At 36.4% G+C, this 19021-nt stretch carries 23 protein-coding genes and 1 riboswitch; of the genes, 12 read left to right on the top strand and 11 right to left on the bottom strand.

What is annotated here, in order from left to right:
- Positions 1-52: 52 nt before the first annotated feature.
- Positions 53-156, bottom strand: a riboswitch (SAM riboswitch).
- 117 nt (positions 157-273) lie between these two features.
- The gene (locus MKY88_RS13555) at positions 274-510 is read right to left on the bottom strand and encodes a DUF3953 domain-containing protein (protein ID WP_328200583.1); all 237 of its coding nucleotides are present in this window, start codon (positions 508-510) and stop codon (positions 274-276) included.
- A 137-nt stretch (positions 511-647) separates the two neighbouring features.
- On the opposite strand from MKY88_RS13555, the gene MKY88_RS24625 reads away from it, so the two are divergent.
- Together MKY88_RS24625 and MKY88_RS13565 are read left to right on the top strand one after the other, a co-directional pair.
- Positions 648-968 (top strand): LysE family transporter, encoded by a 321-nt coding sequence (locus tag MKY88_RS24625; RefSeq protein WP_445669169.1) that lies wholly within the window; start codon positions 648-650, stop codon positions 966-968.
- Positions 969-1966: 998 nt separating this feature from the next.
- The gene (locus MKY88_RS13565) at positions 1967-2881 is read left to right on the top strand and encodes a class I SAM-dependent methyltransferase (RefSeq protein WP_328200581.1); all 915 of its coding nucleotides are present in this window, start codon (positions 1967-1969) and stop codon (positions 2879-2881) included.
- Positions 2882-3045: 164 nt separating this feature from the next.
- On the opposite strand, the gene MKY88_RS13570 is transcribed toward MKY88_RS13565, so the two are convergent.
- Positions 3046-3423 (bottom strand): VOC family protein, encoded by a 378-nt coding sequence (locus MKY88_RS13570; protein ID WP_328200580.1) that lies wholly within the window; start codon positions 3421-3423, stop codon positions 3046-3048.
- Positions 3424-3585: 162 nt separating this feature from the next.
- Here MKY88_RS13570 and MKY88_RS13575 point away from each other — a divergent pair, with 162 nt between their 5' ends.
- Positions 3586-4779 (top strand): Ger(x)C family spore germination protein, encoded by a 1194-nt coding sequence (locus MKY88_RS13575; RefSeq protein ID WP_328200579.1) that lies wholly within the window; start codon positions 3586-3588, stop codon positions 4777-4779.
- A 48-nt stretch (positions 4780-4827) separates the two neighbouring features.
- On the opposite strand, the gene MKY88_RS13580 is transcribed toward MKY88_RS13575, so the two are convergent.
- Positions 4828-5583, bottom strand: a complete 756-nt coding sequence (locus MKY88_RS13580) for a class I SAM-dependent methyltransferase (protein WP_328200578.1) — start codon at positions 5581-5583, stop codon at positions 4828-4830.
- Positions 5584-5846: 263 nt separating this feature from the next.
- Between MKY88_RS13580 and MKY88_RS13585 the strand changes: the two genes are divergently transcribed.
- From MKY88_RS13585 to MKY88_RS13595, 3 genes are all read left to right on the top strand, one after another.
- On the top strand, positions 5847-6713 hold the full coding sequence (locus tag MKY88_RS13585; protein WP_340813910.1) for an AraC family transcriptional regulator: 867 nt from the start codon (positions 5847-5849) through the stop codon (positions 6711-6713).
- Between the two features lie 16 nt (positions 6714-6729).
- Positions 6730-7311 (top strand): GNAT family N-acetyltransferase, encoded by a 582-nt coding sequence (locus MKY88_RS13590; RefSeq protein WP_340813913.1) that lies wholly within the window; start codon positions 6730-6732, stop codon positions 7309-7311.
- A 141-nt stretch (positions 7312-7452) separates the two neighbouring features.
- Positions 7453-7890, top strand: a complete 438-nt coding sequence (locus MKY88_RS13595; protein ID WP_340813915.1) for a hypothetical protein — start codon at positions 7453-7455, stop codon at positions 7888-7890.
- A gap of 228 nt (positions 7891-8118) precedes the next feature.
- Here MKY88_RS13595 and MKY88_RS13600 read toward each other — a convergent pair whose 3' ends face one another.
- Positions 8119-8964, bottom strand: coding sequence for an alpha/beta fold hydrolase (locus MKY88_RS13600; protein WP_193832275.1), 846 nt, complete (start codon positions 8962-8964; stop codon positions 8119-8121).
- Positions 8965-9281: 317 nt separating this feature from the next.
- Between MKY88_RS13600 and MKY88_RS13605 the strand changes: the two genes are divergently transcribed.
- Both MKY88_RS13605 and MKY88_RS13610 read left to right on the top strand, forming a co-directional pair.
- On the top strand, positions 9282-9569 hold the full coding sequence (locus MKY88_RS13605; protein ID WP_340813917.1) for an SMI1/KNR4 family protein: 288 nt from the start codon (positions 9282-9284) through the stop codon (positions 9567-9569).
- 40 nt (positions 9570-9609) lie between these two features.
- A complete protein-coding gene (locus tag MKY88_RS13610) occupies positions 9610-10095 on the top strand; it encodes a tetratricopeptide repeat protein (protein WP_340813919.1) in 486 nt (161 codons plus the stop codon).
- Between the two features lie 39 nt (positions 10096-10134).
- On the opposite strand, the gene MKY88_RS13615 is transcribed toward MKY88_RS13610, so the two are convergent.
- Together MKY88_RS13615 and MKY88_RS13620 are read right to left on the bottom strand one after the other, a co-directional pair.
- Positions 10135-10347 carry a DUF3955 domain-containing protein gene (locus MKY88_RS13615; RefSeq protein ID WP_340813920.1) on the bottom strand — a complete coding sequence of 71 codons (213 nt, stop codon included), beginning with the start codon at positions 10345-10347 and terminating at the stop codon, positions 10135-10137.
- A 228-nt stretch (positions 10348-10575) separates the two neighbouring features.
- On the bottom strand, positions 10576-10953 hold the full coding sequence (locus tag MKY88_RS13620; protein ID WP_340813921.1) for a hypothetical protein: 378 nt from the start codon (positions 10951-10953) through the stop codon (positions 10576-10578).
- Positions 10954-11108: 155 nt separating this feature from the next.
- Between MKY88_RS13620 and MKY88_RS13625 the strand changes: the two genes are divergently transcribed.
- A complete protein-coding gene (locus MKY88_RS13625) occupies positions 11109-11252 on the top strand; it encodes an AsnC family protein (RefSeq protein WP_340813923.1) in 144 nt (47 codons plus the stop codon).
- 505 nt (positions 11253-11757) lie between these two features.
- On the opposite strand, the gene MKY88_RS13630 is transcribed toward MKY88_RS13625, so the two are convergent.
- A complete protein-coding gene (locus MKY88_RS13630) occupies positions 11758-12078 on the bottom strand; it encodes a DUF4279 domain-containing protein (RefSeq protein WP_340813924.1) in 321 nt (106 codons plus the stop codon).
- Between the two features lie 99 nt (positions 12079-12177).
- Between MKY88_RS13630 and MKY88_RS13635 the strand changes: the two genes are divergently transcribed.
- Positions 12178-12477, top strand: coding sequence for a hypothetical protein (locus MKY88_RS13635; RefSeq protein ID WP_328200573.1), 300 nt, complete (start codon positions 12178-12180; stop codon positions 12475-12477).
- A gap of 43 nt (positions 12478-12520) precedes the next feature.
- Here the strand turns inward: MKY88_RS13635 and MKY88_RS13640 are convergent, their stop codons facing one another.
- The 4 genes from MKY88_RS13640 to MKY88_RS13655 all read right to left on the bottom strand — a co-directional run bounded on the left by MKY88_RS13640 (position 12521) and on the right by MKY88_RS13655 (position 16637).
- Entirely contained in the window at positions 12521-13564 is a 1044-nt protein-coding gene (locus MKY88_RS13640) for a phosphotransferase family protein (protein ID WP_328200572.1), read from the bottom strand.
- 12 nt (positions 13565-13576) lie between these two features.
- Complete coding sequence (locus MKY88_RS13645; RefSeq protein ID WP_328200571.1) at positions 13577-14353, bottom strand: SDR family oxidoreductase; 777 nt, start codon at positions 14351-14353, stop codon at positions 13577-13579.
- Entirely contained in the window at positions 14350-15585 is a 1236-nt protein-coding gene (locus MKY88_RS13650) for an acyl-CoA dehydrogenase family protein (RefSeq protein ID WP_340813927.1), read from the bottom strand. Before MKY88_RS13650 ends, MKY88_RS13645 begins: the two co-directional genes overlap by 4 nt.
- A gap of 158 nt (positions 15586-15743) precedes the next feature.
- Positions 15744-16637, bottom strand: coding sequence for a LysR family transcriptional regulator (locus MKY88_RS13655; RefSeq protein WP_328200569.1), 894 nt, complete (start codon positions 16635-16637; stop codon positions 15744-15746).
- A gap of 140 nt (positions 16638-16777) precedes the next feature.
- Between MKY88_RS13655 and hutG the strand changes: the two genes are divergently transcribed.
- Together hutG and gltS are read left to right on the top strand one after the other, a co-directional pair.
- Positions 16778-17746 carry a formimidoylglutamase gene (gene hutG, locus MKY88_RS13660; RefSeq protein ID WP_258269225.1) on the top strand — a complete coding sequence of 323 codons (969 nt, stop codon included), beginning with the start codon at positions 16778-16780 and terminating at the stop codon, positions 17744-17746.
- Positions 17743-18927 carry a sodium/glutamate symporter gene (gene gltS, locus MKY88_RS13665; protein ID WP_328200568.1) on the top strand — a complete coding sequence of 395 codons (1185 nt, stop codon included), beginning with the start codon at positions 17743-17745 and terminating at the stop codon, positions 18925-18927. Before hutG ends, gltS begins: the two co-directional genes overlap by 4 nt.
- Positions 18928-19021 lie beyond the last annotated feature (94 nt).

Consider the following 19021-nt stretch of genomic DNA (forward strand, 5'->3'; position numbering starts at 1 on the left):
AAAAAGGCCTCATCTTGAAATAACAAGAAGAGGCCTTATATTTAAAACGCTCCTCTTATCTATCAAGAACATTGCTTGCTGGATTTGGCACAGTAACTTAATAGTTCCGCTGCCGAGATTTCATCGGGCCAGTCCCTCCATCTCTCTTGATAAGAAGAAAAAATATTATTTTTGACACAATATTAAAATACTAAAATAAAATATCCATAATTGCAACATGTTTTTAATTAGAAAAAATTCTCAGAATTATCATCAAGTGCGGAATTCAACTTTTTAGACTAATAATACGAAGCTTTGAATGGACACATAAACCGAAAAGATAAATACCCCGACTAGAAACCAACCATATAATTTTCTCTCTCGCCGAAATTCATTAATTCCTAATGTTAACATAAATAAACCTAGAAAAAGGATCATTAAAAAGTTTAGCCGATAATCATGTGGCATAAGTCCGTAAATGGAAAGCGTGATGCCTATCATTGATAAAATAATTTGTACTGTTTTTAACAAAATAATCCCCCTTTTTGCTTGAACGAATACTATCAATTATCTAACCTTTTTTGAATAAACAAATTCTATGATGGGTGAGATGACAAATGTAAGCCCAACAACTAAGATCAAGGGATATTTTTCATGTCATTTAAATCATGCTTTGCCTTTTAACCTTCCAAGCTTTCCGAGATACGTTTGCGCCTAAAAAGCTAAATTTACATGGAGAAGCGATTGAAAAGACATCATTATGGGCCTATTTTTTTACAGGTGTTTGGTTAGTAGTTTCTGCACCAACTGCAATCGTTTGGTTCGCAATGGTTGGTGGCAGTGTAGCATGTACAACTATTGGACATTCAGCTACTGAAAGCTTACTTCCCTTCTTCTTCGGATTTATCACCGTTTCAATCCTTTGGGGGCTAATCCTTTCATATTTAAGTAGCATAGGTGGTAAAATAATGGGGAAAAGGCTTATGTAAATATGTTCGTTTATTTCAGGATTACTCTTTTTGTACGTTACTTTTTATGTATTCTGGAATGGTTTTGAAAAACCTATGTTTTTAATGTTGGTGGCAGAGAAAAAATAAGCGCTTATCCGTGTGTTTATATCTGTCACATTAGCACATTTCATTGCATGATGCCTGCCAAATACTAGTAGTGGTGGTAGAGGGCTAGATTACCCCATAAATTAATTCTCTTAAAATCTCATAAAACAAAAAACCAGATGCCCCTCATAGAAGAGCGCCTGGTTTTATTGTGAAAGTGAATCTTACTAACTTACTTAGTTTTGATTCGTATTAATACTACGCTAAGTTGGGGCGTGGAACAAGTTAAAATATTTTCCATTCAATTTTTGGTAGGAATTTATGTTTTTTCGAGCATAGGAGTTACGCATGTCCTATGTATTTTGCAAGTAGGAAACCTACAAAAAAGACTAGATACCTACATAATTTATGCAAGTTCTAGCCTTTTAAGTGAAAGTGAATCTTACTAATTAATATTGCTTAGCTTTAGATTCATTTATGAATACGAATAAACAGCTAAAAGGTTTCATTATTTGTCCTATTTTTTCGTAAAAAATAGGATTACCCGCACAAAAAGACCAGGAAGTCACGAAATAAGTGAATCCTGGTCTTTTTGAGAAAAGTGAATGTTACTAGCTTGCTTTAGTTTTTTTGTATTCTACTAATGAGATAGACGGTTGACGTTGCAATAAGTTACATAAAATTTAAAAATATTTTAATCGATTACTTGAATGGCAAAACCAAATATACCCTCTCCCCCATCTTCTGTAATACTACCTTTTTTATAAATAAAAATATCCAATTATATTTTAATCACATTCAAACTGCTGGATATACACAAAAACTTGACAAAAAAATTTATTTGCGCTATAATTTACATTTAATATTTTTTCTTATATAATAGGATTCTCCTGGCCAGGGGAATCCTATTTTTTATTGTAAGGAGTGTTCGGATGAAGAAGCAGAAATCTAGTATAACTTCATTAATAGCCGCCTTTAGCAGAGCCCACCATAGTCAATTTGATACGCCGAAAATATTTGATGATTATCTAGCACAGGAATTAATCTCCAAGGATGAATTTCAAAGTATTGAAGACAATATGGTGCAAGGTATTGAATTCTTCAACGAGGAAATTGCCAAAAAATATAAAGGCAAATCGAGAGAATTATTAAAATGGATTACGCAAGTTCAACTAGCGCCGACTCCCTTGGCACGTTCCGCATATTGTGAAAGAGTCTTACAAAACGAAATACAGCTCGGTGTTAAGCAATATGTTATTTTAGGTGCTGGTTTGGATACATTCGCTTTTCGACACCTCCACTTAGAACATGTATTAGAAATATTTGAGATTGATTTCCCAACCACACAAGCATTCAAAAAACAAAAATTACAAGAAGCGTCACTCAACCGCATCAATAATTTACATTTTGTGGCGATGGATTTTACGAAACAATTTCATAGTCAACCTCTTTTGGATCAAGGCTTTCAGTTTAAGAAAACATTTTTTAGTCTCTTAGGTGTCTCCTATTATTTAACGAAAGAAGAACTGGCTAGCTTATTAGACCATCTTTTTGCGCTAGTTCCAGCAGGTAGCTCACTTGTCTTGGACTATGCTGATGAATCGTTATTTAGTGAAAAGGGCATCTCTAACAGAGTAGATCATATGGTGAAGATGGCCGCCGCTGGTGGTGAACCCATGAGATCGTGCTATCGTTATGAGGAAATGGAGAAGATGCTAGATCAATCAGATCTACTTATTTATGAACATCTATCTCCATCTACAATTCAACAGCTTTATTTCCAGCATCGAACAGATTATCTATCAGCTTTTGAAACGGTCCATTATATGCACATTGTTAAAAAATAAGGTCTACCCCATTCATTTTTAAAATAATTCTTAATTTTCTATCTATTCCCCAGGCAATTAACTATTTCAATATAAGAATTATGTATATGATAGTAGTGTAAAGCTAATTAGCCTTACACCTCCTAGATTTGTTACTAGGGTCACTGTTTATAACAGTGACCCGCTTATGATTGGCAAACCCCTAATGGATTTCCATCTAGATCATAGAAGGTGAAAAATTTTGTTTCCCCTTCTTCTCCCATAGGATTTACGTTTACTTGTTGCTCTACTAGTGATTGGTAGGTCTCTTCAATTGATGAAGAAAGAAAATTGTAGTATTTCCCTACCCCAAAATGATTATCTGGAAAATGTAATGGTTGATGATTTTCCGTTTTTACTAAGCATACGACCGTAACAGATCGTTCCGCTATTTTCATGACCGCTGCGTCTTCTTCTATATATAAAAGCTTAAATCCAAGCTTTTCCTCATACCATTTGGCTGATAATTGAGGGTCTTTTATCGGGATAAAAATGGCCTCTACTCCATTTAATAACGATTGCATCTCTTTTCTCCTCCTATTTAAAATGATTTATATACTTTTTCTGTATATAGACTTGAATGTCCTCTAAAAAATTTCACCCTTGCATCTCTTCTTGTTTATTTTCCCTATTATTTGCTTATCCTAAATAGTATCGGAAATGTCTTTGCCCTTTTCCTAGAGGAGGTGCCAATCATTAAACACACGGTGTCATTTTTTCTCCTACTTCTAGTCGTTTTGTTGTTAACTGGGTGTTGGAATAAGCGGGAGTTAAATGAATTAGCCATTGTCACAGCTGTTGGAGTCGATAAAACGGATGAATTCATAGAGATTTCCGTTCAAATTGTTAACCCGAGTCAAATTGCGCCGAAGAATTCAACAAGCTTTCAAGTCCCTGTTTTTACCTATCACGCAAAAGGGAGAACCTTATTTGAAGCTATCCGAAAATTAACAACACTAACGCCAAGGAAACCCTATTATGCACATGTTCAAGCTATTATTATTGGTGAAGAGATGGCTGAATATGGTATGAATAGTATATTAGATTTATTTCAAAGGGATCCTGAGGGAAGAAGCGATTTTAATATTATTGTTGCTCATGAATCAACAGCGCAAGATATCTTAAGTATTTTAACACCATTAGAGGATATTCCTGCTAGTAAATTGTTAAAATCCTTAAAGGACTCTGAAGATGTATTGGGAACAACTGAATCAGTGATTTTAGACGATTTAATCGAGTCTTTAGGGAGTATTGATCATAGTGCTGTTCTGCCCTCCATTCAAATACTTGGAGATGCAGAAGCCGGAAAAAGGAGCTCCAATATAGAAAAAATGGATAGCCCCGCCAATTTAAAATACGGTGGACTTGCTGTTTTTAAAAACTATAAGCTTATAGGCTTCTTAACAGAGGAAGAAAGCAAATACTATAATTTCTTACACAACCATATAAAAGGGACCGTTCAAAAAGTGCCTTGTTCGGATAAGGGGAAAATATCAGCAGAAGTTTTAAATTCCTCTACAAAAGTTACTGGCAGCATAAAAAATGACAAACCTTCCATCCATATTCAGGTTGATCTTGAACAAAATATAGCGGAAATAAGTTGTCCAATGGATATAACAAAGCCAGAAACGATTGATGTTATTAATAAAGAAACAAGTAAATTAGTTCAAGAAAATTTAGAACAAACAATGCACACGATTCAAAAAACCTATCAAGCTGATATTTTAAAGTTTAGTGAGGTACTTCATCGTGAAGACCACCAAGCATGGAAACGTATCAAAAAAGATTGGGCCACGCTTTACCCTAATCTACCCGTGCATATTGAGGTAAATGTGAAAACAAAAGGTATTGGTACAGCTAGAAAATTAAAAGTAGATTAAACAATAAAAAATGACCAGACACTCCTTGAGAGTGCTGGTCATTGCTAATTAACGTATAGCTTCGAATGTAATAAATGATGAATGTTCATCAGGCTGTTGCTGAAATGTGTAATTAGCAGAGCATGTGATACCGGAAAAGCCTATACTTTGTAAAAGCAGTTTAAATTCTTCTAGACCGTACCAGCGTAATAAAAATTTTTGTAGCTCTGTATCAATCAATGTACCACTTTGCCATTTTTCATATTTTAAAACCGATAATGTATATTGGTCCATCCAATTAATCGCAATCGATTTCCTTTCAATCGATATCCCTTCATCTTCGGAAGTTGGATGATAACTTGTAGTAATTTCTCCAGTTTTCCAGTCTGTCGGTACGATTAAATCTACTAGAATACGTCCACCTGGAACAAGGTGATGATACATATTTGTTAAAGTTGACACGGCATCTTGATAATTTTCTATTAAACAGAAAGAGCCTGCTGGCATGATGATAGCTTCATATTGCTGATCTAATGTAAAATGACAAACATCGCCTTCATAAAGAACTGGTGTAAGCCCTCTATCGTGACATCGTTTACGACAGGACGCCAGCATTTCTGAAGAATTGTCAATCCCTTCTACATCGAAACCACTCTCCATGAAAGGAATATAGAAACGGCCTGAGCCGACACCTGCCTCAAGAACCTTACCTGTTAGTCCCTGTAAACGTTCCTTATAATATTCAATATCCCCACCAATAGAATATCCTACTGGTTTTGTTAAATCGTAAAGTTCCGTACATAACGGTCCATAATTACTATACATATTGTCTCCTCCGATTATTTGCGGAAGAATAATCCTTTTTAATTCTTCCGCACCTTCATATTATTTAATGGAAAATTAGAGCTGACTATCATTATGGATCACTCGCTTTCTTGTAAATTTAAATAAATTATACCTATATTTGTAATTCATTTCAATATATCTATTGATTTCGTTTCCAGTCCACTATAATGTACAAATTAGCATAAATTATCAAAAAACATTCCCATGCAAACGGTACGATGAAAATAAGAAAGGATGATCGTATGGATTATTTTGAAAGAATTCAAAACGCTATAGAATATATAGAGGATAACCTACAAGAAAAAATGTCGATCACAGATATTTCTTTGCAATCGTATTGTTCAGCCTTCCATTTTCAGCGACTGTTTCAAGCAATAACTGGATTTTCCGTACAGCAGTATATTCGCAATAGAAGGCTTTCTGAAGCAGCCGTTTTATTAATAACAACCTCTCAAGCTATACTTGAACTGGCAATTAGCTTTCAATACGGTTCTCAAGAAGCTTTTACAAGGGCATTTGTTCAGTACTTTGGGATATCACCGGCTAAGTACAGGAAGAGTGCAAATTCTATACCATTACAACACAAAATAAACTTTTTGGATTATAAAATGGATGGTGAACTCACTATGCAAAAACCAACAATTGTACAGGTAGGAAAAAAGTTAATCACCGGCTATCCCTATCAAACATCATTAAAAGATGAGAGGTATTATGCTGAAATTCCAGGCTTTTATCATGATTTTGGTCGCCAGCACTATTATGAACGTATTACACAAAAAGTGGCACCTAATATGGCCTATGGAATCTCTACAAGCTTTCAGGAGGATGGTGAGTTTTCTTTTATTGTTGGTGAGGAAGTCCAAATATTTGAGGAGCGTGTTCAGCAAGAATTTATCCATTTAGAATTACCTTCTGGTCAATATGCTGAATTTATCTTGAATAGTAGTGCAGAAGGTATACAGAATACAAGACGTTACATTTACGGGGTATGGTTGCCTAACTCTAATTACGAAAGAGATATGGGTCCTGATTTCGAAATAACAGATGTCATGCAATCTATCTATCCACATAATATGAAAATGAAAATTTACATTCCTATTAAAGGTTAAGAAAGGAAGCCAAAAAATGATGATTGAAAAGGTTTTTACTCAATTTCCTCTGCTACATACGACTAGTCTAACATTAAAGAAAATAGAAGCCTCTCATGTAGAAGAGTTGTTTGCCATTTATGATAATACTAAGGTTTTCGAGTTTTGTGGTATTATTCCAAAACACAACTATCAAACCGTACAGAAAATGATTGAGCATTTTGAAAGAGACTTCAAGAAGAAGAGTAGAATAAAATGGGGTATTTTTGAAGCGTCCCAAAGCGAGAAATTAGTGGGTATTATTGAGGCTATGGACTTTAATCAAAAAGTAAATATGGTGACAATTGGATATTACTTGGCGGAAGATTTTTGGAGAAAAGGCATTGCTACGAAGGCAGTTGAAATGGTCGTGAACTATTTTTTAGAGGAGGTTCAGGTGAATCGAATTCAAGCTGAAGTTATGCCATTAAACGAGCCCTCGAAAAAAGTACTACTAAAGAATGGCTTTATAAAAGAAGGTTTATTACGACAAGCAACATTCTGGTCCGGCAAAGGCATTGTTGATCTAGAAATATATGGATTACTGAAAGAAGATTATGTAAGCCATTCAAAAGACTAGACTTTTTTAGGAGTCTAGCTTTTTCTTTTATATGACAAGTAGATGGACATATTACCAACTCGAGATAGCTCTTTTACATAGATTAGAAATAGAAGACTAGCGCTAGAATTGACATTCAAACCATAAAGGAGCGTATCAAAAATGGATGAAAATCGATATTTAACACGATTGGATAGAAATTTAAATAATTATCATAAATTTTCTAAATGCTATTGTGAATCAAAGAACTATTGCACAGGTCACTATTACGGCTCGGATGATATGGCAGAAGAAGATTCATATCGCATCAAGTATTATAATAGTTCTCAGGATGGGAAAAAACAATTGGAGAGCCACGTAAAAAACAAAGATAAAAAACATTGTGAGGGTTGTATTTGTAGTCAGTTAGAATGTTTCGACCCGGGGACATTAGTAGATGTCTATCTTTCTGATGGCCATTGTTTTTGCGGTATTTACTTTATCTATCTCGATCCACATAGCTGCTGTGCCTATTTCCTTCAAATCGATGACACGGCTAGACCCGTTATTATTGACTGCCAGCAAGTGAATGCCATTAGCAAAACTAATACGGTAAGCTAGTGCATTGGCTCTTCTCTTTTGGAAGTAGCCTTTTGTAGGTGTTTAATAATGATCTTTCACCTACTTGGATTCCTGTTGATCAGCATGTGCGCAACGAATGATCGGACTCTCCTATCTTACCATAGGGTGAAAGATTTTCACCGTTAACGGCTATCTCCTTCCTATTTCTATATGAAAAAAAGAGCAGGATGATAACATATGTTACCAACTGCTCTAAGTTTTAAAAAATTATCCTTCGTTTATCCAATTAATGAGCTGTTCATCAAATGACTCAGGCTCTTCAAACATAGGGTTATGACCACTTTTTTCAAATATAACTTTCTTAACCTGAGGAGCATCCTCTATTGCCTCCCATAATGAAACAGGGGCAACTAAAAAATCATACCTCCCTAGTCCAACAAAAACTGGTTTAGTGAATGATCGAGTTAGTTGTAAAAGATTCTTCTCAGCGAAAGCCCTCCCCCAAAGATAATCTATAACTGCCATATTCGTATAAACGCCTTCCCACATAGCTGTAGCATTAAATGAATAATCATAGAAACTATGTGCACCCATACGAATACACATATGAACAAAACGTCGTTCAGGTTCCATCTTTAAATCTTGCGCTAAGAAAGCAATTTCGCGTTCAAATTGTTTTTTTCGCGCGACACTAGCATTAGCATCAAAAAAGGACAGACTTTGCTGTTGTCTTTCTTGGCTATTCGTTGTAGCTGTATTTAATAGAATCACCTTCCGAACATGCTGAGGGTATGTGTCAGCATACGCCATCGCCATAAATGCATGCCCTGAGTGCCCTAAAATAATGAAATGTTCCAACTTTAACAATTGTCGAGCTTGTTCAATATCGTCGACAATTTTCTCTAAAGTATAATCTTCTTGTTTTAAAGGACGAGGAGGCTTCACAAATCCACGATGATCTAAAAAAATAAGCTGAAAATGCTTGGAAAGGTTTTCTGAGAACAATCGCGGGTAATACACACTGCTTCCTACGACTAGAATAGGCTCACCCTGTCCCTTTATACAATAGTGCAATTCAAATCCGTCACAAATAATCTTTTGGTCTCTTGTCATTTTATATCCTCTTTTCTTATTAATCTATCACTCCCTTTCCTCTTTGCATTCCCGTGTCTTTTCCATCGAACGCTCTAGCATTCTATTCACCTCATGGATTTACTTTTACGCAAACAATACCATTACTTCTGGTTTCTAGCAAATTATTGATTATATAATAAGGGAAGCATCTAAAAAAGGGTGGGAGGAAATGAAAGAAAGTGTATTAGAACGTTTGAAGGTATTTCTACTCAATAAGGAACACCAAACATTATTAGGCGAACCAGCAAATTATCTATGCTCAACAGAGGCTCGGTGTACTATTCAATAAGGATTACGTGCAGTTCATGAAAATGTTTGGTGGAGCCTATGCAGGATTAGCAGTTCTTGCTTTTTCTAATGGTTCCAGTATAGGAAATGAAACAGTCATCGATTTAACACTAGCATTTCGTCAACAATTCAGTGAGGTCCTTTCTCCAACTAGCTATGTCATTTCGATGGATGGTGAAGGGAATCCCATTTTTATGGACTCATTAGGCAAGGTTTTTCTTTGTGATTATGGAATAAACCAATTATTAGCTGAATCTTTCGAGCAACTGATCGAAGAAAATTTTTTTGAATGGTAACCCATAGGATGCGAAACATTACATACAAGGGGTTTAATCAATGGATAAACAATTAGAGCAAGTTCTAACATTAAGAGAAAATGGCCAGCTTAAGGAAGCCAACCAATTAATGGTGGCATTGGTCGAAGAAGAACCTGAAAATGCTTACTATCAATTTCAATGTGCCTGGACCTACGATTCTTTAGGACAAGAAAAAGAAGCTGTTCCCCACTATGAAAAAGCCATTCAGTTAGGATTAGAGCCAGCTATTCTAGTGGATGCCTATCTAGGTTTAGGGAGCACGTATCGGACATTGGGGTTGTACGAACAAGCGAAACGGACATTGGAACAAGCTATGCACGAATTTCCTGAAGCCGAGCATGTAAAGGTTTTTTATGCCATGACACTTTATAATCTTGGTGAACATGCAAAATCTATGGAAATATTATTGAATACTTTAGTCATTACAACCAACCATCAAGGCATTAAAGATTACAAAAAAGCTATTCATTATTACAGTGACAAGCTCGATCAAATATGGTCTTAACAAAAAAAACAGGCTTCTATAAAAGCCTGTTTTTTAGCGTTATTTTGCGATATTTTGTTTTTTTACCGTTGACAAGAAGATCAATGCTAGTATGCCACTAAAGAAAAATAAATAGCTCAATGGGATTAAAAAGAAGTTCTTCTCCACAATTACTCCGTTTGCTAGCACCTCATCGCCAATAATTCCTTTTATAAATAAACATAAAACACCTATCACCATAGGTATTGTTGCTAATAAATATTTCTTCATCATCGTTACCTCCATATAATTTGACTATTGTTTGTGATTTATTTTCAAGCACATCTTCTGATTTGCTATTGCTATAATAATCCCCACCACATCTCAAGTCAATATTTTTTTATCGAAAATCAATAAATTGTTATTGTTTTCATTTCCGATTTATTCTTTCCCAAAAAGATAGAAAGTATGGTAAAATAAGAACATACATTCTATCTCTCTTATTTTTTTACGTGTGATAGATTAGTTATTTGAATAAATTTTAAGGCGAGTGGCATTAAATAATAATATAACGTAGTGTCGGATAATCTGTTGCGAAGTATTAATTGATTGTTTAAATTTATCTTTAACGATAGCAATTTCATACACATTTAGATGATAAACTTCGCTTAAAATGCTTTCAAAGTTCACATGCTGAACATCCAAAATGACACGACAACCACTATTCGTCTTTCCTGTTTTGTTTCTGGACAGGATAAATAGCTTGGATTGCTCCATGTACTTGAAAGCTGTAGAGATTGTGTTGAACCCAACCTCTAATTTGTTGCTCAAATGCTCTCGACTTACTTTGATAATGCCGTTGCCGTTGTATGTAAGATCATAAATCAATTTTTCTAGCACTCTATGTACTTTCCCTCCAGGATAAATACCTTGGGTTGCTAGTACTTCTTCTAATTGCCTTGGTTTGCTAGTACTTCTTCTAATTGCTGCAGGCGATCTTCTTTGAGTTGCCGATCTCCTTTTTGATTGCCGTATGTAATAAATGTTTGGACTGCTTGGTTTATAATAAAGATGAAAAAAATGATGAGAAATGGCAAGGTCGGAATCCAAAAGATGCTGGGAAAAGTAATCGAGAAATTGCTCGATTACTAGGTGTTTCTGAAGCAACTATTAGGAGACGGTTGAAGGAACTAAAATGACTGGATACTCTATGTAGAAAACATATAGAAACGAATAAACGTTTGTATAGAAAATATGTAGAAATGCACTTTTTTATGGGGACACCGAAATACTAGGCTTTGCCTAGTCTAACACCCCTAGTAATAGCAGATTTCCCTTATGACGTTTTATGGCTTTTCTTATGAACATTGTTTATACATCTTTTTATACAAACATCTTAAACGTTGGTATAACAGTATTTTTACTTGTTTGTTTTGTTCTTTGCTTTGCATAAAATCGTGTATATTTCATATGACAAATGTGGCCATTTCTTATTAGTAATGATTGATCCAGAGATTTCAGCTAAGTTGATGGTGTGAAAGTTCCTGAAAAAGCAAAAAATTGAAAATAAAAAGCCTCTGTTATATCGTTAGAGGCATTTTTATTTTCAATTTTTATTTCATCACGATAAATATCAATATCATATTCTGAGTTGGTGTCATAAGCAAATTTGATAAGTTTTTGGTCGAAGAAAAGGCCTGATGTTTAGGGGAAAATAAGGACAACTGCTATTTTACATTTTAAATTAAATTCTTTTTGAAAGTGATTAATGATATTTACTTTATTTGTGAAAATATCAATTAGTTCATTAATTTGTAAAGTAGGATCACTTGTCAATTGGTAATCTATTTCGTAAGTCCATGATGTGGTATAACTTTCGTGTTGTGTCTTTCCAATTGTATAAATTTCTCCTTTTGTACGTGTTTCTGTTGGTGTTATTACTATTTTTCGTGTGAATTCATCTAATGGAAAATCATCTCCAAATATACAGAAATAAGTTCTTATATTAGTAGTTGGCTTTTGCATTTTTCCCCTTTTGATATTTCTGATTTTATGGAATATATTGAAAATAATTATAACACATACGTTAGAATATTCCAAAAAAGGGGTGTATTATTATAAAAAATGGAAAAAGTATTTTATAGTTTTTTCGCTTTTGTATTAATGTTAGCAATAATGATACCTTCAGTTAGTGCTAACACACCTAGTTCTTCAGATGAAGATTTTGCTCACCTTGGGCTAGTTAATCTTGAAGAGGTAGATGGTGAAGAGCTAAATGGCGAGGAAATAGAGGCTGCTCCATTTGCTGGCCCATCGAAACCACATTTTGAGCATTTCGGAGGTATAAGTGGCCTTACTCAAATGGGCTCTAGCCGAGCTGCTTCATTTGTTAAAGCAAATGGCTACAAGGATGCACATGATTAATAAAAACAGCTACTTCAATGAAAAGTAACTGTTTTTTAAACGGTTAAATAGAAGCTGACGCTTGTTTTATTAAGGCAGCAACCATTTTATCCATTTGAGCAAAGCGATCATCCTTGGTTTGCCCTTTGGCATAACGATAATAGATTTGCTGACAAATGACCGCTAATTTGAAATAGGCAAATGTACAGTAATATTGAATGTCTAAAATATCCCGCCCACTTTTTTCAGCATAGCGTTCAATAAATTGCTGACGGGTATAAAATCCTGGCAATACCGTAACGGGTGGGTCACCCAGTGCATGTAACAGCATTTTGGGATCATCCGCTTGCATCCAGTAACTCATTGCGACACCTACATCAGCAAGTGGATCCCCTACTGTGGTCATTTCCCAATCAAATAAACCAATCATTTCGGAATAGTCCTCAGAAAACATAGCATTATTCAATTTATAGTCATAATGAATAATGGTTGCCTCCTCATTATGAGGAATATGTTTTTTTAACCAATCTGTTAAAGCTTTTACTTCAGCGTACTCTGCTGTTTTAGCTTTATCATAGCGCTCGATCCAAGCATGTACCTGTCGTTCCATAAATCCATCAGGCTTCACCATGTCCTTTAATGGTGTGTTCTCATATGGAATTGCATGGAGTGCTACTAATGAGTCAACCATCTTTTCAGACAGCTGACGGGTTAGTTCCTCAGTCGGTTTTATTCCTTTTGGAAAATAGGTGTCGAGGACGATACCTTTTTTGCGCTCCATTAAAAAGAAATCACTGCCAATAATATCTCGGTCCTCCACATAAACATAAGGTTTTGGAACCGCAGGTAAAAATGGATGCAATGCTGATAAAATAGTAAACTCTCTCTTCATATCATGGGCCTTCTTAGCAACTGGGCCAAGTGGCGGCCTACGAAGGACCACTTCAAAATCAGCTATTTTCAAGCAATATGTTAAATTGGAGTGACCAGCACTAAATTGTGAAATTTCCAATTGCCCCTGTGGTAGTTCAGAAAAATGGCTTTCTAAAAAAGCGCGCAATTTGACTACATCTAGTCGTTCACTTGCCCTTACTTGCATTGTATCCATCTTATCCCTCCCTTAAATAATGGAGCTCATGCCCCCATCAACAACAATGACATCACCTGTCACATAATCTGATGCTGCCGATGCTAGAAATAACGCCACACCCTTTAAATCATTTTCGGAGCCAAGTCGTTTTAATGGTGTAGCGCCCATCAAATAATTTTGACCACGTTCAATTAATACATTAGACATTTTGGTTGGAAAAAAACCAGGGGCAATGGCATTGACATGGACACCATGAGGTCCCCATTTAACAGCTAAATCCTTCGTTAATGTTATAACAGCCCCTTTGCTGGCATTATAGGCAATAGTATCCATAAATGCAGGTAGTGTACCACCAAGCCCTGCGATAGAAGCAATATTAATAATTTTCCCGCTTTTCTGCTCTAACATCAATTTGCCGACTGCTTGGCTCATTAGGAATGTTCCATTCACATTGACATCAAATACTTTTTGCCAGGCTTCATACGGCATATCGATAGCAGGTGTTCCCCATGAGGCCCCACTGTTATTGACTAAAATATCAATTTTGCCGAACGTAGTCATCGTTTGTGCCACAACATTGGCAATATCCTCTGGTTTAGTCACATCACAGGCTAACGCTAATGTTTGAACCCCTAATTTTTCAAGAGCTGAAGCGACCTCCTCACATGCTTCCACTTTTCGCGAGCATAAGACAACATTGGCTCCAGCTTCGGCAAAGCCTTGGGCAATTTGCGCTCCGAGTCCACGTCCCCCACCTGTCACAATGGCTGTTTTCCCCTGTAAGCTAAATAACTCCATTACAGTCATTTCACCAGCTCCTTAAGTTTTTTCGCATGCTTTTTTAATTCCAGCTTGGCAACTGTATTACGATGCACTTCATCTGGCCCATCTGCTAAACGCAATGTTCGAGAATTTGCCCACTGTGCAGCAAGTGTTGTATCAGGCCCTACACCAGCAGCTCCAAATGCTTGAATCGCTCTGTCTATGACTCTCAGTGCCATATTCGGAGCAACAACCTTAATCATCGCAATTTCTGCTTTTGCCTCTTTATTGCCCACCGTGTCCATCATATAAGCAGCCTTTAATGTTAAAAGTCTTGCTTGCTCAATATCAATACGTGACTCGGCAATTCGTTCACGCATCACACCTTGATCTGCCAGAGGTCGGTGAAACGCATGACGCTCCTGTACACGTACACACATTTCCTCTAATGCCCGTTCAGCCGCACCGATAAGACGCATGCAATGATGAATTCTTCCAGGGCCTAAGCGACCTTGGGCAATCGCAAACCCTTTTCCCTCTCCCCATAAAATATTGTCTACAGGTACGCGCACATTCGTAAAGGTCACCTCTCCATGTCCCTCTGGTGCATGGTCATAGCCAAAAGCCGTTAACATGCGCTCCAATTTTACCCCTGGCGTATCCATTGGTACGAGAATCATAGATTGTTGCTCATGAATAGGGGCTGTTGAATCTTTATGTTTACCCATAAAGATAGCTACTTTACAGCGTGGGTCGCAAGCACCAGTTGTCCACCATTTATGACCATTTAAAATATATTCATCGCCATCTCGTTCAATACTTGCCTCAATATTCGTAGCATCACTTGACGCTACTGCAGGTTCAGTCATCGCAAAGCAAGATCGTATTTCCCCGCGTAATAACGGTTCAAGCCATTGCTTTTTTTGTTGTGAGGAACCATAGCGAACAAGTACTTCCATATTACCTGTATCAGGTGCATTACAATTAAACACTTCTGGTGCCAATAGTGAACGTCCCATAATTTCACATAATGGAGCGTATTCTAGATTTGTTAACCCCGCTCCGTATTCACTATCTGGTAGAAATAAATTCCATAAACCTGCTTCCTGTGCTTTCTGTTTTAGCTCATCCATAATGGGTGGAATCGCTCCCCAACGATCCTCCATCGCCTCGATTTGTGCAGCATAAACGGCCTCATTCGGATAGATATATTGCTCCATAAAATTCGTCAGCTTGTCCTGTAACTTCACAACTTTTTCACTATATGAAAAATTCATTGGAAGAAACCCCCTTTGCTTGAACTCCGAAAAAAATGAATCATTATTCATTTTTATTCTTACATTAAATGTTACCGCTATTTTTCTAGTAAATCAATTCCATTTCACGAATTTTCTAATTAAAAGGAAAATTTCATGTATATAGCAATTGGATTAATTTACATTGTTTTCGTTTCGAAAAACTGCAGTATATCTTTCAGCAATTGACGGATAGCAAATGGTAAATGGCGGTTTTTTAAGTACACCAAATAAACATTCCGACTTAGATTCGCTCCTTCTATTTCCTTTTTAACAATGGTTTTAGCTGTTGGACCCTGTAAATAGTTTTCTGGTAAGATGGTTATCCCTAAATTTTCTCTTACAAGAGATACAGCCGTTTCAAAACGTTCAATTTCAAATTGAATATCGATGCTCTTACCTGCCTGTTCAAAAGTATTCAAAATATCACGTCTTGTTTGAAACCCCTCTGTACTTATAATAAAGGGCTCTGCACTAATATCTGAAATCGATAAAGTCTCTTTCTTCGCTAACGGATGATGTAGTGGTAAAACCGCTACTAAACGTTCCTCATATAAGGTTTTAACTTCAAGCTCTGGATCATCCATCAACTGATTGGTAATAATTAAATGGGTTTTATAGCTTTTCAAGGATTTTTTTACACGCTTACTGCCTAAAATATCCACTAAATGGATCATCATTTGGGGATACTCTTTTTTATAGTTAGCAATTACTTTAGGAAGCCAATGCTTGATTGATTCCATTACACCAATAGTGATTTCACTTGTGCCATGAACAACGACTTCATCCATTTCTATTTTTAGCACTTCCATATTTTTCACAATAACTTTTGCACGTTCAAATAGCACCTCACCTGCTTCCGTTAACTGCAGATTTCTAGTATTTCTGTCTAACAAAGGTGAGCCTATCTCATGTTCTAGTTTTTTAATGGCATTACTTAAGGAAGGCTGCGAAATATGCAGTCTTTCTGCGGCTTTTGAGAAATTCATTTGCTCTGAAACAGCGATAAAATATTGTAATTGTTTAATATCCAATACGGTGATCCTCCCTCATTTATAGTTTAAAGCTATAGATTGATATTAATTATATATTAGTAATTATAATTATGTGAATATATAATGAATTACAACAATATTTTTTCTACAATAATATTTGCAATGGGGATGATAAGATTATGTACACAATGACAGATCAAAAACAATGGAAAGGCCGTATAGATTCAACAACAAATAAAAGCAGTTTCCGTTTGCATCAACAAGTAAAACGAATCGCGATTAATGATGTAAGCGCTTCAGATAAGAAAGGTGCTGCAATGATTGGCTTTATGTGCGATGAGGGTGTACGTCGAAATCAAGGTCGAGTAGGAGCAGCAAATGGACCAAACGCACTACGTGAAGGACTATCTAGTTTACCGTGGACGTTTGAGGAGGAACAACAAATTCTTGATGTAGGGAACATCATTTGTCTCAATCACGCACTAGAGGAGGCACAGCGAGAGCTTGGTGATGTGGTTAGCATCCTTTTACAAAAGAAATTACAATGTGTTGTACTCGGTGGTGGTCACGAAACACTGTACGGTCATTATTTAGGTGTTCGTGCGGCATTACCAAAGGAAGCAAAAATCGGCATTATCAATATCGATGCTCATTTTGATTTACGACCATATGACGAGCAGCCTTCTTCTGGTACAATGTTCCGTCAAATTTTAGAGCAAGACCCACATGTCGATTATTTTGTTGTTGGCATACAACGCTATGGCAATACAAAAGAGCTATTCGAAAAAGCAGATGAGTTACAAGTGAAGTATGTAGTAGAAGATGACATGACATCATCGGCTAACCTTCAGCCATTAATGGATGATTTACAAAAATATATGGATCAACACGATTATGTGCTTTTAACATTATGTATGGATGTATTAAACGCAGCATCGGCGCCAGGCGTAAGTGCACCTTCACCGTTTGGACTTGAACCGACAACTGTGCGTACGATTCTTCAAAAAGTAACTTCGCATCCGCATACTCACTCTTTTGATATTTGCGAGGTTAATCCGTCATTAGACGAAAACGGACGTACGGTGAAATTAGGTGCTTATTTTGTCTATGAAGCACTGAACAACTTACTTGGGGGGCAAGGTTCATGATCGAAATTAATCAAATTACAACGGTGTTTCTAGCCGTTGCACTCTTTGCATTAGGTGGCTTTCTCATTAATAAAATTGGATTCTTAAAACGTTTTTGTATACCAGCACCAGTGGTCGGTGGCTTGCTGTTTGCTGCACTAGCGACCATTTTAAAGACTACAGGAACTCTAGAAATATCACTGGATACATCATTACAAAGCTTATTTATGATTACATTTTTCACAACCATCGGCTTAGGAGCAAGCTTTAAGCTAGTTAAGCTTGGCGGAAAATTACTTATTATTTACTGGCTAGCATGTGGCTTCCTTGCCCTCATGCAAAATGTCATTGGAGTTTCTCTTGCGTCACTGATGGGAATTCATCCTCTGATCGGTATGATGGCCGGTGCCGTATCCATGGAAGGTGGCCATGGTGCTGCAGCAGCATTTGGACAAACATTAGAAGATTTGGGCATTTCCTCAGCAATGACAATCGGTGCTGCGGCTGCAACTTGTGGTTTAGTGGCTGGTGGTTTAATTGGTGGGCCAATCGTTAAATATTTAGTTGGTAAATACAATTTAACACCCGATGAACAAGAAGCTGAAGAAATCGAATATGAAAATAAACATGAACAAATTACATCTGATTCCTTCTTTACACAAGTCTTATTAATTACTTTCTGTATGGCCGTCGGTACCTATGTTGGAACATTATTCTCAGAAGCGACAGGCTTCGTTCTGCCAGGCTATGTAGGAGCTATGTTTGTAGCTGTCTTAGTCCGCAATATTATGGATAAATTTAAACCAGAAGCAATCAATATGAAGAGTATCTCATTAATTGGCGATGTGACATTAGGTGTCTTCCTTTCAATGGCACTAATGAGTGTTAAATTATGGGAAATTGCTGATTTAGCACTTCCATTATTTATCATCGTCTTTGCGCAAGTATTCTTTATTGTTATATTTAGCACTTTCGTCTTGTTTAAATTACTCGGCAAAAACTACGATGCTGCCGTGATGGTTGCTGGTTTCGCAGGACATGGTCTAGGAGCAACACCGAATGCCATGGCCAATATGTCAGCCGTTGTCCAACGCTTCGGGCCTTCTAAAAAAGCCTTTCTCGTTGTACCAATTGTAGGCGCCTTTTTAATCGACGTGTTTGGTATTCCTATTATTATTACAACTATTAATTTATTTAAATAAAAAACAAGCCGTACTTTTGTCTCTAAAAGACTAGTACGGCTTTTTCTATTATTATTCCCCTCACGTAAACTATACTCTAAAAGTTCTTACAGCT

Origin of the sequence: Lysinibacillus sp. FSL R7-0073 (assembly GCF_038009065.1) — a bacterium.
Classification (GTDB): domain Bacteria; phylum Bacillota; class Bacilli; order Bacillales_A; family Planococcaceae; genus Lysinibacillus; species Lysinibacillus fusiformis.

Bases quoted from the DNA above. Each gene is read 5' to 3' on its own strand.
- MKY88_RS13635 (WP_328200573.1), top strand. From the start codon at position 12,178: ATGGAAAAAGTATTTTATAGTTTTTTCGCTTTTGTATTAATGTTAGCA.
- MKY88_RS13580 (WP_328200578.1), bottom strand. From the start codon at position 5,583: ATGTATAGTAATTATGGACCGTTATGTACGGAACTTTACGATTTAACA.
- MKY88_RS13590 (WP_340813913.1), top strand. From the start codon at position 6,730: ATGATGATTGAAAAGGTTTTTACTCAATTTCCTCTGCTACATACGACT.
- MKY88_RS24625 (WP_445669169.1), top strand. From the start codon at position 648: ATGCTTTGCCTTTTAACCTTCCAAGCTTTCCGAGATACGTTTGCGCCT.
- MKY88_RS13570 (WP_328200580.1), bottom strand. From the start codon at position 3,423: ATGCAATCGTTATTAAATGGAGTAGAGGCCATTTTTATCCCGATAAAA.
- MKY88_RS13565 (WP_328200581.1), top strand. From the start codon at position 1,967: ATGAAGAAGCAGAAATCTAGTATAACTTCATTAATAGCCGCCTTTAGC.
- MKY88_RS13615 (WP_340813920.1), bottom strand. From the start codon at position 10,347: ATGATGAAGAAATATTTATTAGCAACAATACCTATGGTGATAGGTGTT.
- MKY88_RS13585 (WP_340813910.1), top strand. From the start codon at position 5,847: ATGGATTATTTTGAAAGAATTCAAAACGCTATAGAATATATAGAGGAT.
- MKY88_RS13600 (WP_193832275.1), bottom strand. From the start codon at position 8,964: ATGACAAGAGACCAAAAGATTATTTGTGACGGATTTGAATTGCACTAT.
- MKY88_RS13640 (WP_328200572.1), bottom strand. From the start codon at position 13,564: ATGGATACAATGCAAGTAAGGGCAAGTGAACGACTAGATGTAGTCAAA.
- MKY88_RS13595 (WP_340813915.1), top strand. From the start codon at position 7,453: ATGGATGAAAATCGATATTTAACACGATTGGATAGAAATTTAAATAAT.
- MKY88_RS13650 (WP_340813927.1), bottom strand. From the start codon at position 15,585: ATGAATTTTTCATATAGTGAAAAAGTTGTGAAGTTACAGGACAAGCTG.
- hutG (WP_258269225.1), top strand. From the start codon at position 16,778: ATGTACACAATGACAGATCAAAAACAATGGAAAGGCCGTATAGATTCA.
- MKY88_RS13610 (WP_340813919.1), top strand. From the start codon at position 9,610: ATGGATAAACAATTAGAGCAAGTTCTAACATTAAGAGAAAATGGCCAG.
- MKY88_RS13630 (WP_340813924.1), bottom strand. From the start codon at position 12,078: ATGCAAAAGCCAACTACTAATATAAGAACTTATTTCTGTATATTTGGA.
- MKY88_RS13645 (WP_328200571.1), bottom strand. From the start codon at position 14,353: ATGACTGTAATGGAGTTATTTAGCTTACAGGGGAAAACAGCCATTGTG.
- gltS (WP_328200568.1), top strand. From the start codon at position 17,743: ATGATCGAAATTAATCAAATTACAACGGTGTTTCTAGCCGTTGCACTC.